The sequence below is a fragment of the [Clostridium] colinum genome (genome assembly GCF_940677205.1).
Taxonomy (GTDB): Bacteria; Bacillota; Clostridia; order Lachnospirales; family CAG-274; genus Tyzzerella; species Tyzzerella colina.
The window spans coordinates 843,360-859,718 of sequence record NZ_OW712331.1 but is presented as its reverse complement, the minus strand read 5'-3'; the positions used below and the strand labels follow the sequence as shown (position 1 = coordinate 859,718).

15 protein-coding genes and 1 riboswitch are annotated in these 16,359 nt (G+C 27.2%); of the genes, 1 reads left to right on the top strand and 14 read right to left on the bottom strand.

What is annotated here, in order from left to right; all coding sequences use genetic code 11:
• Positions 1-9: 9 nt before the first annotated feature.
• The 11 genes from NBW53_RS04205 to NBW53_RS04155 form a co-directional block, all read right to left on the bottom strand.
• Complete coding sequence (locus tag NBW53_RS04205) at positions 10-798, bottom strand: cobalamin adenosyltransferase (protein WP_250278835.1); 789 nt, start codon at positions 796-798, stop codon at positions 10-12.
• A gap of 318 nt (positions 799-1,116) precedes the next feature.
• A complete protein-coding gene (locus NBW53_RS04200; protein ID WP_250278834.1) occupies positions 1,117-1,407 on the bottom strand; it encodes a BMC domain-containing protein in 291 nt (96 codons plus the stop codon).
• Positions 1,408-1,438: 31 nt separating this feature from the next.
• Positions 1,439-2,905, bottom strand: coding sequence for an acetaldehyde dehydrogenase (acetylating) (locus NBW53_RS04195; RefSeq protein ID WP_250278833.1), 1,467 nt, complete (start codon positions 2,903-2,905; stop codon positions 1,439-1,441).
• 10 nt (positions 2,906-2,915) lie between these two features.
• On the bottom strand, positions 2,916-3,443 hold the full coding sequence (locus NBW53_RS04190; protein WP_250278832.1) for a BMC domain-containing protein: 528 nt from the start codon (positions 3,441-3,443) through the stop codon (positions 2,916-2,918).
• 24 nt (positions 3,444-3,467) lie between these two features.
• The gene (eutL, locus tag NBW53_RS04185) at positions 3,468-4,121 is read right to left on the bottom strand and encodes an ethanolamine utilization microcompartment protein EutL (protein WP_250278831.1); all 654 of its coding nucleotides are present in this window, start codon (positions 4,119-4,121) and stop codon (positions 3,468-3,470) included.
• A 10-nt stretch (positions 4,122-4,131) separates the two neighbouring features.
• Positions 4,132-5,019: an ethanolamine ammonia-lyase subunit EutC gene (gene eutC, locus NBW53_RS04180; RefSeq protein ID WP_250278830.1), complete on the bottom strand. Its 888-nt coding sequence runs from the start codon at positions 5,017-5,019 to the stop codon at positions 4,132-4,134.
• Positions 5,020-5,040: 21 nt separating this feature from the next.
• Positions 5,041-6,402, bottom strand: a complete 1,362-nt coding sequence (locus tag NBW53_RS04175; protein ID WP_250278829.1) for an ethanolamine ammonia-lyase subunit EutB — start codon at positions 6,400-6,402, stop codon at positions 5,041-5,043.
• Between the two features lie 18 nt (positions 6,403-6,420).
• On the bottom strand, positions 6,421-7,851 hold the full coding sequence (gene eutA / locus NBW53_RS04170) for an ethanolamine ammonia-lyase reactivating factor EutA (protein WP_250278828.1): 1,431 nt from the start codon (positions 7,849-7,851) through the stop codon (positions 6,421-6,423).
• A gap of 7 nt (positions 7,852-7,858) precedes the next feature.
• Positions 7,859-8,287: a EutP/PduV family microcompartment system protein gene (locus tag NBW53_RS04165; RefSeq protein WP_250278827.1), complete on the bottom strand. Its 429-nt coding sequence runs from the start codon at positions 8,285-8,287 to the stop codon at positions 7,859-7,861.
• A gap of 17 nt (positions 8,288-8,304) precedes the next feature.
• The gene (locus tag NBW53_RS04160) at positions 8,305-8,646 is read right to left on the bottom strand and encodes a BMC domain-containing protein (RefSeq protein WP_250278826.1); all 342 of its coding nucleotides are present in this window, start codon (positions 8,644-8,646) and stop codon (positions 8,305-8,307) included.
• 1 nt (position 8,647) lies between these two features.
• A complete protein-coding gene (locus NBW53_RS04155) occupies positions 8,648-9,778 on the bottom strand; it encodes a 1-propanol dehydrogenase PduQ (protein WP_250278825.1) in 1,131 nt (376 codons plus the stop codon).
• Between the two features lie 214 nt (positions 9,779-9,992).
• Positions 9,993-10,169, top strand: a riboswitch (cobalamin riboswitch).
• Between the two features lie 593 nt (positions 10,170-10,762).
• Between NBW53_RS04155 and NBW53_RS04150 the strand changes: the two genes are divergently transcribed.
• Positions 10,763-11,524: an ABC transporter ATP-binding protein gene (locus NBW53_RS04150; protein WP_250278824.1), complete on the top strand. Its 762-nt coding sequence runs from the start codon at positions 10,763-10,765 to the stop codon at positions 11,522-11,524.
• A 71-nt stretch (positions 11,525-11,595) separates the two neighbouring features.
• On the opposite strand, the gene NBW53_RS04145 is transcribed toward NBW53_RS04150, so the two are convergent.
• The 3 genes from NBW53_RS04145 to NBW53_RS04135 form a co-directional block, all read right to left on the bottom strand.
• Positions 11,596-12,081, bottom strand: coding sequence for a hypothetical protein (locus NBW53_RS04145; RefSeq protein ID WP_250278823.1), 486 nt, complete (start codon positions 12,079-12,081; stop codon positions 11,596-11,598).
• Positions 12,082-12,634: 553 nt separating this feature from the next.
• Positions 12,635-14,533 carry an ABC transporter ATP-binding protein gene (locus NBW53_RS04140; protein WP_250278822.1) on the bottom strand — a complete coding sequence of 633 codons (1,899 nt, stop codon included), beginning with the start codon at positions 14,531-14,533 and terminating at the stop codon, positions 12,635-12,637.
• Positions 14,526-16,259, bottom strand: coding sequence for an ABC transporter ATP-binding protein (locus NBW53_RS04135; protein WP_250278821.1), 1,734 nt, complete (start codon positions 16,257-16,259; stop codon positions 14,526-14,528). The genes NBW53_RS04140 and NBW53_RS04135 overlap by 8 nt, the downstream gene beginning before the upstream one ends.
• Positions 16,260-16,359: the final 100 nt, after the last annotated feature.

Sequence of the window (16,359 nt, the reverse complement as noted above, 5' to 3'; positions counted from 1 at the left end):
ATTATTCTCCTAATCGTATTGTCCAAGCCTTATTTTAAACATAATTATCCAACAAACTGAAGAAAGTCTATTTAAAGCCTTAATAATATCTTCTCTAGAAACATTACCATATTCATCTTTAAAAGCTTGATAAGCTGAAAGCTCAACTTCTCTAACAAGCGTTCTGATAGAATTAATATAAATAGCTAAATCGCCCATTCTATAATCTGGAAACTCGTGTCCTATATTAAAATATTTTTTAGGATTATGAGACATATCTCTTATTTGTTGTTCATTTAACCCTAATAGTTTTATTTCTTCAAGTTTAGTATCTAAAACTTCTGCTTTTGTTATATTTCTAACAAAAATAAGAATTTCTTGTAAATCATCAACAAGTTTATTTTTATTTTTACAAAAAATTTGAGTTTCTAAAATTTTAGCTTCTAAGCTATCCATTTTTCCTCTAAAAATAATTTGTTTATGGTCTTTAAAAACAAGAAGACTTCCTCTTAAATGTGTCATATGTTCTGGCTTATAATCTAGTTTTGCTCCAAAACTAGTTATAAATTTATATTTATATTCATTTTCAGTATCTTTGTTAGCAATTTTTTCTTTAAATACAATATTTTTTTGTTCTTTAAAATCTACATTTTCTGGATTTTTTATAACTTTTGTATCTTCATAAGTTATCTTTATTTTATTTTTTTCAATAAATTCTTTTGCTAAAGGTGTAATAATATCTGTTTTTTTTAAAATAACATTTTCTACTTTTTCATCTTTTAATAATTCTTTTAAAATGTTTTCAGTTATAAGAGCCATAATATAAAACTCCTTTTTGAATATAAATTAAATATAAAAATAAATTTATATCTTTTTTATTTAAAGTAGGAAAATTAAATTCAGACTGTAGACAAAAATAAAATTTATGCAAAAAGCCAAGAGTATGATAACAAAGAGTTCTCATCTTACGAGGATTTGCCTCAGATACGTAAAGCTAAGTTTAACCCTTGTGTGTAAAAACCTTGCTTTTTTAATATATTACCTCAAAAAAATAACCTTGTTATTTTTTTGAAAGGATGTATACAAAGTCGACAACCTCAATTAAATTATCTTCCTACTTTAAATAATATATATTTATTATTCTGCACTATTAGCTTTTGGTAATATAGCATCTACCTCAAAATGTGGTCTTGGTATTACATGGACAGAAATAAGCTCACCAACTCTTTCTGCAGCCATAGCACCAGCATCTGTTGCTGCCTTAACAGCTCCAACGTCTCCTCTAACCATAACTGTTACTAAACCACCTCCAACTTGTTCTTTACCAACTAACTGAACATTAGCCGCTTTAACCATTGCATCTGCTGCTTCTATTGCACCAACAAGACCTTTTGTTTCTACCATTCCTAAAGCATTAGTATTTGCCATAATTTTTTTCCTCCATTAAATTAAATATTTTTTATTTTTTTAATTCTTCTAAAAGTTTGTTTAAAATTATTGTTACAAGCTCATTTGAGCCATTTGTATTGCATTCACAAGGTAAATTAGCTTGTTTTCTAATTTCTTCTATTTCTATTTTACCTTTTGCAACTTTTTTAATATTAATTAAATCTAAAGGCCCTACATTATTAGAAGTTGAACTTCCACCAATAGCTCCACAACCAAGAGTTAGAGCTGGTATAAGGTCAACACTTGCACCAATTCCACCAAATGTTGAAGGCGTATTTACCGCTATTCTAGAAACTGGCATAGCAAGAGAAAATCTTTCTATTATGTTATCATCATAACAATGTATGCTAAATGTATGACCAGACCCTTCATTTAAAAGTATTTCTCTACATTTTTCTAAAACAGAGTCTACATTTTCTTCTACATAAAATGCAAGTATAGGTGCAAGCTTTTCTCTAGAATAAGGATACTTATGCCCAACATTTGTTTCTCTTGCTACCAAAACTCTTGTATTTAAAGGTATATTTGCTAAGTTTGCAAGTTTTGCTATTTCTTGAACACTTTTACCAACAATTTGAGGGTTCATTGTGCCATTATCTCTCATAATAAATTTTCCCAATTTTTCTTTTTCTTCATCATTTAAGATATAAGCACCTTGATTTTTAAGCTCTTGTGTTACAACATTTTCCATACATTTTTCAACAATAACTGATTGTTCTGATGCACAAATTGTACCATTATCAAATGTTTTAGAGTCCATAATTCTTTTGATAGCAAGTTTAACATCTGCACTTTTATCTATAAATGAAGGTCCATTTCCAGGTCCTACACCGATAGCTGGATTACCAGAAGAATATGCTGCACGAACCATAGCTTCTCCACCTGTTGCCAAAATAATTGATGTGTCTCTATTTTTCATAAGCTCATTTGTTGCCTGTAATGTTGGTATTGTTATACAACCAATAGCACCTTTAGGACAACCTGCTTTTTCGGCTTTTTTTATAATATATTCAACTGTTTTTAAAATACAGTTTTTTGCATTTGGGTGTGGAGAAATTACTATGGAATTTCCACCTTTTAAAGCAATCATAACTTTATAAATAACAGTTGATGTAGGGTTAGTTGAAGGTATAAGGCCTGCAACAACTCCCATAGGACAAGCTATATCCATTGTTTCTGCTTGTGTATCTTTAGATATAATACCTATTGTTTTTAAATCTTTAACCGCATCATAAACTGTTTTAGCTGCAAAAATATTTTTTATAACTTTATCTTCCCATTTTCCAAAGCCTGTTTCTTGTTGAGCCATTTTTGCTAGCTCTTCAGCATTTTCTAAACCTGCTTCAGAAACTGCCTTTACTATTTTATCAATTTGGCATTGACTCATTTTAGCAAGTTCTTTTTGGGCACTTTTAGCCTCTTTTATTAATGTTCTTACTTGTTGTGTAGAAAGTAAATCTTTATCTAAAAGTTCCATTGTATCCTCCTTATTGTTGTCTTATTTTATTAATAATTTCTTCTTTTCTCATTTTTTTAGCTTGTGTATAAGTAAACTTTTTAGATTTAATAAGTATTTCTATAAGTTCCTTAACTGTTTTTTCTTCTAATCCATCTGATTTATTTTCAACCTTTATTTCTTCAATAGGTAAGTTTTGTTTTACTTCTTCTGTTTGTTTTAAAATCTCATCTGCATTGCTATCAATTGATTTTTCATTATCTAATTTTTCTTTTTTATTAGTTTTATTGAAAAAGTTGTTAGATTTATCATTTAAAATATTTAAAGCATAATTATCTATATTAGGAATAACAGAAGTAGCAATAATTTTTTCATTTCTTTTAACTAAGTCAATAGCACTTGTTACGGCTCCAATATCACCTGTTATTTTGACTGTTGCAAGACCACTTGAAACTTTTTCAATGCCAATTAAATTAATGTTAGATGTTTTTAAACATTCATCTGCAAGTGTTATAGCTTCTATTAATCCAAATACTTCAACCATACCAATAGCACTCAATTAAATCCCACCTTTATAATAATATTAAATATAAAATGGATTTTCTGCCACTTGTTGTACGGCCTCTGCAAAAGCATCACAAGCCGCTTTACAAGCAGACTGACTACCGGTTAATAATGCACCACCAAAGTTTGTTTCTGTTGGTGGTTCAAACAATTGACATAGTTTTACATCTGCCGATTTTAAAGCCGCATCTAAACCGTACATAGCTTCTAATGGAGGTGCTATAAGATATGCAAGGCTTTCTCCTTCTTTTATATTAGCTTGTTTAGAAAGGTAAGTACCTGTTCTAGATACACATTGTGCATAATAAACTATACTATCATCTGCATTAGCACTTTTAAAACTAACACCTGTTTTTATAAAATTATTTATAGATGCAATTCCACTTTTAACTTCTGCAGGGCTAGGACCTGCTATAATACCTAATACTTCACCTGCAAGCTTAGTAGAGGCATTTCCTGCTCCAGCATACATTGATTTAGCATAAACAACTTCTACTTGAGCATCTTTTGTTGCTTCATCTAAAGCAGTATATAATACATCATCACAATCACAAGTTATAAGCCCCAAACTTTTATAATTATTTTTAATATTAAAATGCTTAAGCATTTCATCATTAACATTTGATATAATTTTTGTACTAAGAATATTAACTTTTATACTATCATTTTTCATAGCTATCCCCCTATTTTAAATCTATACCAGACGCTTTTTTATCTAACATAATTTTTACTAATTCTGCAATATGAGCTCCTGCCTCAACTGGAATTGTACCACCTTCATGAATGTTAGAAATAACTGTTCTTTTAGCTTCTGCCATACCAATAGTCGGTTTATATGCAATATAGGCAGACATAGATTTGGCAGTAACAAGCCCTGGTCTTTCACCAATTAAAAGAACAATTACTTCTGCTCCTGTTATTTCTCCTAAATGGTCCATAGCTGCAACACGACAATGTTTAACAAAAGGTATAGTATCTGCACATTCTATACCATACATTTTAAACCCTTGTTTAATAGAAGGTATAATATCTTCTATATTAGCCTCAATAGCTGCCGAAGAAAGTCCATCACCAACCATAATTAATACTTTATGTCCTGTTCCAATAGCTTTTTTTAACTCTTCTGCTGTTTCATTTGAAAACTTTCTTCCTAAGTCTGGTCTTGTTAAATATGTGTCTTTATTTTTACACAAAGTTTCAACTGGAAAAAATCCATTTTTTCTAACAAATTCTTCATCTACATAAGAAAATACAGAGTCTTGAGCTGCGGCGTGGTCTGCTCTAAACCTTAATGTAGAAATAGTTTTATATCTTGTTCCACATTTACCTATCCCAAGTCTTGCGGGAGTTCTTTTTTTCATATCAAGATAATTTTCTCTATTAAAAGGGTTATCTATTAAAAGGGTTGTTTTTAAATCAATCTTTGTTATATCTTCTATTTCTCCATCAGAATAAATTTCTTTTTTAGGTTCATTAAAGTTATTTTTATTTAAATTTTGACTTATATTTTCACCTTTAACCATTTTTTCCAAAAGCTCAGAAACCATAAGTTTTATGTCATTTTCATTCATAATAAAAATTCCTCCCATTAATTAAAGTAAAACAGAAGCATCGCCAGCTTTTTCTGTTAGTTTGCCGTCTTTAACAAATCCCATTTCTTCAAGCCAAGTTTGAAATTCTTCAATAGCCGTTAAATTAAACATTTCTCTTAATGTAGCAGTTTCGTGGTATCCTGTTGTTTGATAATTAAGCATTACATCATCACCGTGAGGTATACCCATAAAATAAGTACAACCTGCCGCCGTTAAAAGTACCGCTAAATCTTCTATATCATTTTGGTCCGTTTTCATATGGTTTGTATAGCAAGCATCACACCCCATTGGTAGACCGTGTAATTTACCCATAAAATGGTCTTCTAATCCAGCTCTAATAACCTGTTTTCCATCGTATAAATACTCTGGCCCAATAAATCCAACAACTGTATTTACTAAAAATGGTTTAAAATGTCTAGCAAATCCATAGCATCTAGCCTCCATGACAACTTGGTCTACACCATGATGAGCTTCAGAAGATAATTCAGAGCCTTGTCCTGTTTCAAAATACATAACGTTTGGACCGCAAGCCGTTCCTTGTTTTAAAGCTAAATCCATAGCATCTTGTATTGTTTGTGCATTAAATCCAAAGGCTTCGTTACCTTTTTCACTACCTGCAATAGATTGAAAAATAAGGTCTGTAGGAGCACCCTGGCGTATAGCTTCCATTTGTGTAGTAACATGTGCTAAAACACAATTTTGTGTAGGTATTTTAAATTTTTGTTTTATTTCTTCAAATCTTTTTAAAACTTTAACAACACTTTCTACAGAATCATCTACTGGGTTAAGACCTATAACGGCATCTCCTATACCATAAGTTAAACCTTCTAATAAAGAAGCTAATATACCATCTGGGTCATCTGTTGGGTGGTTTGGTTGTAACCTAACAGAAAGAGTACCTTTTTTTCCTATTGTAGTGTTACAATGTGCAGTAACTTCTATTTTTTTAGCAGCGCATATAAGGTCCATATTAGACATAAGTTTACATACTGCGGCTATCATTTCAGATGTTAAACCTTTAGATATTCTTTTTATATGAAAAGAAGTTGTTTTATGGTCTAAAAGCCATTCTCTAAGGTCTGAAACAGTCCAATCTTTAATTTCTTCATATATTTTTTCATTAATATCATCTTGTATAATTCTTGTAACTTCATCTATTTCATAAGGTACAGCTGGGTTTTCTCTTATTTCAGAAAGTTTTATATAAGATAAAACTACTTTAGCCGCAACACGTTCTTCAGAGTTTTCTGCAGCAATACCTGCCAAAACATCTCCTGCCTTTTTTTCATTAGCTTTAGCCATAACATCATATAAGCCTTTAAATTCATAAGTATGTCCAAAAAGTTTTGTTTTTAAAATCATAAAAAATTTCCTCCTAAATTAATTAAATACTAATGTTTTTATGACAACTGGTAAAACTCTATTTTCTGAAATAGGCTTTCCTATATCAATATAATCTCCATTTAATACACTAATATTATCTATACAAATAATTTCTTTTTGAAAATTTAACAAACAATTTATAGTCTGTCCCAAAACTTTTGCCATATCATTTTCAACAATAATTATTATAGGCAAATTTTTAGATATTATTTCATTCATCCCCCCAATAAGTCCATTTGCATACATATTAATATCTTTAAAACTTGGATTTTTTTTACCATCTATTGCAATAGCTATTTTTTGAAGCTCGTTTTCTAGCTTAAACCAACTAATTTTTTCTTTTATAGCCTTTTCTATTAATTCTTGGCTTTCTTCCTCTTCTTTTAATATTTTTAATATAGGTAAATTTTTTATAGGAAAATTTTCCTTTGTAAAAGTTATTGTACTACCACTTATTTCTGTTGTATGGCTACCAGCTCCAACAACGGTTGCCCTAATTGTTTCTAAAGGTTTTATAAGTTTTATTTTGTTAAAAAATGTTTTAGAATTTTTAATACTTTCTCCTAAAATAATGCCAATATCATTAAATTTAAAATAATCTGTTATAGGTTCTTCGTTATAAATATAATCTGCAACTCCACCAGAAAAAGAAATATATTTTATTTCGTGATTGCTAGAAATATTTTTATTAGTTATTGCTATATCTAAAAGATTAGTTTTTAATTTTGTACCTATGCTTTCTTCTAAAATATCTGTCATAATATTTGCTACTTGTTTTATTTTTTCGTAAGTTGCAATTTCACCAATATTTAGCAATATATTTTTTTCTTTAAGAATTTTTTGTATTTTATCGGAAATATAAATTATTTTTTTATTCTCATCTAATTTTATTAGCCTTCCGCCTATATCAAGGCAACCTGTTTCTTTTACTTCGCCATTTTTAAATACTGATATATTACTAGTTCCTCCACCTATATCAATATTTGCAACTGTTGTAAAATTTTCTTTTGAAAAAATATGAGCTCCTGCACCTTTTCCTGCTATAATCCCTTCCAAATCTGCTCCCGCAGTTGCAACAACAAAATCACCAGAAAATCCACTTAAATTTTGAAGTACATCATTAGCATTTTCTTTTCTTGCAGTCTCTCCTGTAATAATAATAGCACCTGTTGCTATTTCATCTTTTTTAACATTAGCCATTTCATATTCTTTTTCAACAATTTCTTTAATTTTAGCTCCATCTATTTTATTTTGAGATATAAGAGGAGTAAAGTAAACCTTGCTTTTATAAAAAACTTCTTTTTCAACAATGGAAATTCTAGGAACTGAAAAACCTGATGCTGTATTTTCTACTGTTAAATTAGAAAATATTAATTGAGTTGTACTAGTTCCAATATCTATCCCAACACTTATAATTTTTTCTTTCATAATTCACCTAGCTTTCCAAATAATCTCTAAGTTCTGATATTCCTATATCATATATAGTATCTATTTTAAAAATCTTATTTACTAAAGCATTTTTTAAAATAATCTCTGCTTTTTCAATTTGTTCGTTAGTTGCTAAATTTATTTTTGTTATAATTCCTATCGTTTCTTTTGCAAACATACTAGCAAAATTAGGTGCTATAAAATTTTCACAAACCGTTGGGTCATAAATAATAGCAATAATATCTGCCTCTGCCGAGGTTACAGAAAGTGCAGAATAAAATCTTCTATTTTCAAGATATTCTCCTGGTGTATCTATTGAATTTTCATATGTTTCTACAGATTGAGTTTTTTTATATTTAATATCTAATTCATCTAACTTTTGACAAAGAGTTGTTTTACCTGCTCCTGTTTTACCAATAAAAATAACTTTTTTCATAAAATTACCTCTTTTGTTTAAGTTCTAGTAATAATAGCAGAGCTAAATTTTAACTTATTGCCAAGTACATCTAATACTTCGTTTAATGCCGATTCAACTGAGCTTACATCTCCAGTAAAAACAACCGAACCACTAAATCTGTCAATAAATGCAATTTTTATATCCGATGCTTTTGTTGCAACATCTGATGCAATGATAGATGCTTCAGACGGAGTTATTGTTAAAATACCAATAGCATCTTTTACTTCTTCTACTATACCTAGTTTAGTGTAAATATCTTTTGTAGGACTTGCTATAATATGCGCTAATGTAACTTGCTTTCCTGGTACGTATTCTTGAATAATTCTTTGTTTATCCATATTAACCTTTTACCTTTTCTAAAATTTTTATAATATCTTCTTTTGTTGGCAAAATAGGGTTAGTTATTGTACACTTATCTTCTAATGCTATTTTAGCCATTTCTTCTTTTATCAATTCAAAATTAGATAAATCAATTTTTGTTTCTTTTAATGTTTTTGGAATATTTAAATTCTTTTGAAGTGTTAAAATTTTATTTATTAAGTACCTAACATTGCTTCTTGTATTATTTGCTGTGCTTCCAATAAATTTTGCTATTTCGCTATATCTAATTGCAGTTTTAGAAAAAGAATTTTCATACCCAATAATATTAGAGTTAAATTCTATAATATATGGTAATAAAATAGCATTTGCTCTCCCGTGTGGTATGTGATATTTACCTCCTAGAATATGAGCTATACTATGGTTAATTCCAAGAGATGCACTATTAAAAGCCATTCCAGCAAGACAAGAGGCTATATGCATTTTTTCTCTAGCTTTTATATTATTTCCATCTTTATAGCATAATTCTAAATTTTCAAATACTAGTAAAATTGATTTTATAGCAAGTGCATCTGAAAAGTCATTTGCATTTTTAGAAACATAAGCTTCTATAGAATGTGTCAATACATCCATACCAGTATCGGCCGTTATATGTTTAGGTACAGTTTTTGTAAGATTAGGCTCTAAAATTGCTATATCTGGCAACAGTTTATCTGACACTAAAGGATATTTAATCCCCTTTTCTTTATCTGTTATAACAGAAAAACTTGTAACTTCTGAACCTGTCCCACTTGTAGTTGGAATAGCAATAAGTAACACTTTATCAATATTTAATATGTTTTTTCCAAAATGTATAATAGCTTTTGTAGCATCTATAACAGAGCCGCCTCCTAAAGCTATAACAACATCTGGGATAAACCCTTTAAGACAATCTATACCACTTGAAACTATTTCAATAGTTGGGTCTGGAGCTACATCACTAAAAACTTTAATATTTTTATCAATAAGTTTTTCTTTTAATGTATCTAACATACCGTTTTCAATCATAAATTTATCCATTACAATAAATATATTTTTTCCAGAGATTGTTTTTAAATAATTTAAAGAATTTTCATCAAAATAAATTTCAGTTCCTATTTTAAAAAACTTCATATACGTCTCCTTATACATACATTTATTCATACTTTTTGCAAAATACATAAAATTATGCATAGCTTAAGATATTTTAATCATTGCCAAAAAATAAATAATTATAACTCTAATATTAAAATAATATTAATTTTTAAATCTAATTTATATTTATAATACTTTTAACTTTATTAGCATACTTGACAAAATTTTAATATGCTGGTATAATTACACCATTAATTATAGATTTCTATTTGGTGCGTTTTTAAAGATAATAGGGAATTAAGTGAAATTCTTAAACAGTCCTTGCTGCCGTAATGATGTAATTTACTTTTATTATGCCACTGAATTTTGGGAAGGCAAAAGTAAATGTTGATATCTTAGTCGGAATACCTGCCATTTAGTTATAATTATAAAATTTACAGGTTATTAAAGTTTATAATTCTTCTATAATATAAAATTTTTGTATATTATTTAAACTTAATTTTTATTTTTACTTAACTATTTATAAAGATTTTTTATATTATAGATTTAATTGTTAAAACTTTAGGTAATCTCTCCTAAAGTTTTTTATTTTTATAAAGTATAACTTATTTTAATTAAATACTACCTTTTAAAATTTAGATATATAAAATTAAGCTTTTTATGTATACTAATAGTAGTATAATAAACTATTATAATTTTTTCCTCCCCCAAACTATAATTAGTTATTAGATTACTTAAAATCCTTAATATAGCCTATTTTATACCCCAAATAAAATAATAAAATTAAAAATCAGACTATAGGTAAAATAAAATTTACGCAAAAGCGGAGAGTATGAGAACGAAGAATTATCATCTTAAATCGGATACGGGACTTTGCCTCGGATACGTAAAGCTAAGCTTTAAGGCGCTTTAGACCTTATAAGTAAAAACCTTGCTTTTTTCATAGGGTGCCTTAAAAATATAAATATGTCCAAAATATTAAGTTAAAAGCTTAGTATTTAATTTGTTTAAAAGGATATTAATATGATTAAATTAGAAAATGTTTCTGCTTATTATGGTAAAAAACAAGTGCTTAAAAATATTAACTTTGAAATTAAAAAAAATGAAAATTTTATCATAATAGGTCTTAATGGTTGTGGTAAAACAACCCTTTTAAAAACTATTTGCAATACAATCGAATTTACGGGAAATGTCTATATAAAAAATAAAAATGTAAAACATTATAAAAGAAAAGAATTAGCTAAGCAATTGTGTATGCTTGGCCAAATAAATAATATATATTTTAATTATACTGTTTTTGATACTGTTATGATGGGTAGATATATTTATAGTGATGCGTTTTCTATAAAAGAAAGTTTAAAAGATATAGAAATAGTAGAAAATGCTTTAAAAATTGTTAACTTATATAATATTAAAGACCAAAAAATAGATACTTTATCTGGTGGACAATTACAACGTGTTTTTCTAGCTAAAATAATTACTCAAAATCCACAAATTATACTTTTAGATGAACCTACTAACCATTTAGATTTACCTTATCAAATAGAACTCATTAATTTTTTAAAAAAATGGGGAAAAGAAGAAAATAAAACAATTATTGGTGTTTTACACGATATAAATTTAGCATTAAATTTAACTGATAATATATTAGCATTAGATAATGGCGAAATTAAATATTTTGGTAAATCTAAAGAATTTTTAAATTCTAATAAAATAAATGAAATTTATAAAATGGATATAAAAAATTATATGATACAAAATTTAAAAAAATGGGAAAATTTATAAATATATATTAAAAGTATATTAAATCTTAATAATAAATCCACTTTTAATATACTTTTAATATACTACTTTTATTAATGTTTTAATGAACTTATATTAGATGCATATTTATTATAATAATTAGGGCGTCTTATAGCAAAAATATCATTTAATAATAAACTTTCTACAGTAGATCTTAAAAGTCCCCATCTATCCCATTCTCTAAGATAATTGCCTGTTCGTTCATTTTTTGCTTCTCCTACTTGGTCTAATGTTTCTTCTGCTAAATTTATAACTCTATCTACCATTTGTGATATAGTTTCTCTATCTATTCCACTAATATTATAAATAGGGCTTCCTATAAACTCAAATTCATCTAAAACTTCTACAACAAAAGGATATAAAAAACTATTTATTTCAGAATATAATTTTCTCATAAGTGTTACTTCACGCTCTCTAATATAGCCTACATCTGAAGAATTTTCTTCTTTAAATTCTGTGTTATTTTCATTTGTATTATATTTAGGCTCCTCCATAATATTTACACTATTATTAAAAAAATCTTTTATACTATACTGCATAAAATTTTCCTCCAAATATATACATATGTATATTATATGCAACGAAAACATATTTAGTGCAAATTTATATATTTAATATTATAAAATAATACTTCTCATTCATATCCTAACAATTAAACATAGATAACATAAAAACTAAAAATTTATTTTAATATCTTTACAAATTAATATCTATATAAGGGTAAAGCAACTACACAAGATAGCTAGCCCTAAAGTATTCTTTTTATTATACCACCTTTCTCGCAACAGGATGGTTAGTTTTTCTTGCTTTTTTATATATGTAAGAAGTGTTAAAAGAAATATCCCACCTAAAAATAATAATTCTAAAAGTATCTTTTATATTCATATTAACGCACCTTTTAGTCTATTTTAGTAAAATAAAAATAAAGTGTCTAACTCTATGTTTAAAATTAAACACAACCCTTATGCAATTACCTTAAAAACATTATAAAAATTAATATATAAAAAGTCAAATAAATATTTTTAGTACCAAATTGGTACCCACAAAACAAAAAAATAACCCCTATATACCTTAATATATAGGGGTTTTGTATTAATCCATTTCTATTGCACCAGTATATAGCTGATAATATTTACCTTTTTGTTTAATAAGTTCATCATGATTTCCAGCCTCTATTATTTTACCCTTATCTAAAACAATTATTTTATCTGAATTTTGTATAGTAGATAATCTATGGGCAATAACAAAAACTGTTCTTCCTTGCATAAGCATATCCATACCTTTTTGAACTATAGCCTCTGTATGTGTATCTATACTAGATGTAGCTTCATCTAAAATCATAACTGGTGGGTCTGCAACTATTGCTCTAGCAATAGATAAAAGTTGTTTTTCACCTTGAGACAATCCTTCTCCACTACCAGATATTATAGTATTATATCCATCTTTTAGAAGCTCTATAAAATGATGAGCATTTGCTTTTTTTGCCGCTTCAATACATTCTTCATCTGTTGCATTAAGATTTCCATATCTTATATTATCAATAATTGTACCTGTAAAAAGATTTGTATCTTGCAATACAACGCCTAAAGAACGTCTTAAATCTTGTTTTTTAATTTTATTTATATTAATACCATCATACCTAATTTTACCATCTGCTATATCATAAAATCTATTTAAAAGGTTTGTAATAGTAGTTTTCCCAGCTCCTGTGGAACCAACAAAGGCTATTTTTTGTCCTTGCTTAGCATTTAAAGTAATATTATTAAGTACCAATTTATCTTCTGTATACCCAAAATCTACATTGTTAAGTTCAACTTCACCTGTAAGCTTAGTGTAAGTTAATTTACCATCATTATGTAGATGTTTCCATGCCCAAATACCTGTTTTCTCTTTTACTTCTATAATTTTTCCATCTTCATATTTAGCATTAACTAATGTTACGTATCCTTCATCTTCTTCCACTTTTTCATCTAAAAGCTCAAATATCCTTTTAGCTCCAGCTAAGCTCATAACTATAAAATTCATTTGTTGAGAAACTTGGCTTATTGGAGAATTAAAGTTCCTACTAAGCATTAAAAATGCAATAATAGTACCTATCGTCATACTTCCAATATTATTAATAGCCAATAATGCGCCAATAATAGCAATTAATATATATTGTAATATACCTAAATTATTCATCATTGGCATTATTATATTTGCAAATGTATTTGCTTTATAAGCATTTTCTCTAAGCTCTTTATTTTTATTATCAAATTCATATTTTGCCTCTTCTTCATAACAAAAAACTTTTACAACTTTTTGCCCATTTATCATTTCTTCTATATAACCATTAAGTTCTCCTAAAGCTCTTTGTTGCTCTACAAAATATTTTGAACTTTTACTTGCTACTATTTTAGCACAATATAATTGAAAAACTAAATATAAAATAACAAAGATAGTTAAATATATATTTGTATATATCATAGTTACAAATATACTAACAATACTTATAATTGCTCCAAATGTTTGTGGTACACTTTGTGATAAAGCTTGCCTTAAAGTGTCTACATCATTTGTATAATGGCTCATTATATCACCTTTAGCGTTTGTATCGAAATAACGTATAGGTAATTTTTGCATATGACAAAACATATCTTTACGTATTTTATTTAAAATGCCTTGAGCAATATCAACCATAGCTCTACTATAGGTAAAAGTTGCTATTACACCTAATACAAATATTATTCCTAATATGGTAATAAGTCTAATAATTCCATCAAAAGAAGGATTTGGATTACCTATTAAAGGTGTAATATAGTCATCTATTAATATTCTTATAGCAGTAGCACTAACTGCAGATATAAGTGATGACAATATAATACAAACTACAACTATTATAATCTTTAATTTATACTCTAACATATAGCTTAATAGTCTTTTTACAGTTTTTTTATCTATATTTTTTTTATTAGGTATATTTTTATACTCTGGCATCTTATTTTTATTCATTTTCTTCTCCTCCTTTCTGTTGTAATTTATAAATTTCACTATAAATTTCATTACTTTTTAAAAGCTCTTTATGATTTCCTATTGCATCTATTTTTCCTTCATTCATAACAATAATTTTATCAGCGTGTTGTATGGAAGATATTCTTTGAGCAATAATAATTTTAGTTATATTAGGTATTTTATTTTTTAACCCTTCTCTTATAGATGCATCTGTTTTTGTATCAACAGCACTTGTAGAATCATCTAAAATTAATATTTTAGGATTTTTAAGTAGTGCTCGTGCAATGCAAAGTCTTTGCTTTTGACCACCAGATACATTTGTACCACCTTGTTCTATATATGTGTCATATTTATATTCAAAATCTTGTATAAAATCGTGTGCACAAGCTAATTTACAAGCATTTTCAATTTCTTCATCTGTAGCATTTTTATTACCCCAACGCAAATTTTCTTTTATAGTACCAGAAAAAAGTGTATTTTTTTGTAAAACCATAGCAACATTTTTTCTAAGTGTTTCTAAATCATAATTTCTTACATCTTCTTCATCTACATATACTGTACCACTTAATACATCATATAATCGAGGTATAAGTTGCACTAATGTACTTTTTGAACTGCCTGTTGCACCAATTATACCAACTGTTTCTCCTTCTTTTATATCTAAGTTAATATTGTTAAGACAACATTTTTCTTTATCATTTGTATAGCTAAAATATACATTTTTAAAACTTATATTTCCAGATTTTATATCTTTTTTTGCTACGTTATTATTATTAATATCCGTTTTTTCTTCTAATATTTCTACTATTCTTTCTGCTGAAGCTCTAGATACAATTAACATAGCAAGTATCATAGATAACATCATTAAGCTCATTAAAATTTGGGTAGAATATGTTATAAGCGTAGTTAAATCACCTGTTTGCATATCTCCTCTAATTATATATTTAGCACTAAACCACGCTAAAAACATTAAAGAAATATTTACAGATAAATTCATTATAGGATTAGTAAGAGCAACAATTTTTTCAGCTTTTACATATTTATTAAATACTTCTGTTGCAACTTTTTTAAATTTATCTTCTTCAAAGTCTTCTCTAACATAAGATTTTACAACTCTTATACCTTGTAAATTTTCTTGTACAACATTATTTAATTTATCATATATTTTAAATATATTTTGGAAAATTGGATATGCATTTTTTAATATAACAGTTAAGCTTATACTAAGGATAACTATTGCTATTAAAAATATCATAGATAATTTAGCATTTATATAGAATGCCATAAAAAATGAAAAAAATAACATAACAGGGCTTCTTACAGCTACTCTAATAATCATTTGATATGAGTTTTGTACATTAGTTACATCTGTAGTAAGTCTTGTTATTATACTTGAGGTTGAAAATTTATCTATATTAGAAAATGAAAAATTTTGTATATTATAATACATATCTTTTCTTATATTTTTAGCAAATCCAGATGATGCCGATGATGCATATTTACCAGATAGCATACCACAAATTAAAGAAATAATACATAATATGGTAAGTAATAATCCCATTTTTAATATATATTGCATATTTTCTACTTGCATACCATCGTTTATAAGTTTTGCCATAAAAAATGGTATTAAAACTTCCATAGAAACTTCACCTATCATAAATATAGGAGCTAATATAGAATGTTTTTTATATTCTCTAACTGATTTTAACAATGTCTTTATCATAAATGTCCCCCTTTGTTAATGTTTCATTAATATCAATTTAAAGCCTATAAAAATAATATTTCTTTTATTGCTATTATATTACTTTTATAAACCTTAATGA

Bases quoted from the DNA above. Each gene is read 5' to 3' on its own strand.
- NBW53_RS04205 (WP_250278835.1), bottom strand. From the start codon at position 798: ATGGCTCTTATAACTGAAAACATTTTAAAAGAATTATTAAAAGATGAA.
- NBW53_RS04200 (WP_250278834.1), bottom strand. From the start codon at position 1,407: ATGGCAAATACTAATGCTTTAGGAATGGTAGAAACAAAAGGTCTTGTT.
- NBW53_RS04195 (WP_250278833.1), bottom strand. From the start codon at position 2,905: ATGGAACTTTTAGATAAAGATTTACTTTCTACACAACAAGTAAGAACA.
- eutL (WP_250278831.1), bottom strand. From the start codon at position 4,121: ATGAAAAATGATAGTATAAAAGTTAATATTCTTAGTACAAAAATTATA.
- eutC (WP_250278830.1), bottom strand. From the start codon at position 5,019: ATGAATGAAAATGACATAAAACTTATGGTTTCTGAGCTTTTGGAAAAA.
- NBW53_RS04175 (WP_250278829.1), bottom strand. From the start codon at position 6,402: ATGATTTTAAAAACAAAACTTTTTGGACATACTTATGAATTTAAAGGC.
- eutA (WP_250278828.1), bottom strand. From the start codon at position 7,851: ATGAAAGAAAAAATTATAAGTGTTGGGATAGATATTGGAACTAGTACA.
- NBW53_RS04165 (WP_250278827.1), bottom strand. From the start codon at position 8,287: ATGAAAAAAGTTATTTTTATTGGTAAAACAGGAGCAGGTAAAACAACT.
- NBW53_RS04160 (WP_250278826.1), bottom strand. From the start codon at position 8,646: ATGGATAAACAAAGAATTATTCAAGAATACGTACCAGGAAAGCAAGTT.
- NBW53_RS04155 (WP_250278825.1), bottom strand. From the start codon at position 9,778: ATGAAGTTTTTTAAAATAGGAACTGAAATTTATTTTGATGAAAATTCT.
- NBW53_RS04150 (WP_250278824.1), top strand. From the start codon at position 10,763: ATGATTAAATTAGAAAATGTTTCTGCTTATTATGGTAAAAAACAAGTG.
- NBW53_RS04145 (WP_250278823.1), bottom strand. From the start codon at position 12,081: ATGCAGTATAGTATAAAAGATTTTTTTAATAATAGTGTAAATATTATG.
- NBW53_RS04140 (WP_250278822.1), bottom strand. From the start codon at position 14,533: ATGAATAAAAATAAGATGCCAGAGTATAAAAATATACCTAATAAAAAA.
- NBW53_RS04135 (WP_250278821.1), bottom strand. From the start codon at position 16,259: ATGATAAAGACATTGTTAAAATCAGTTAGAGAATATAAAAAACATTCT.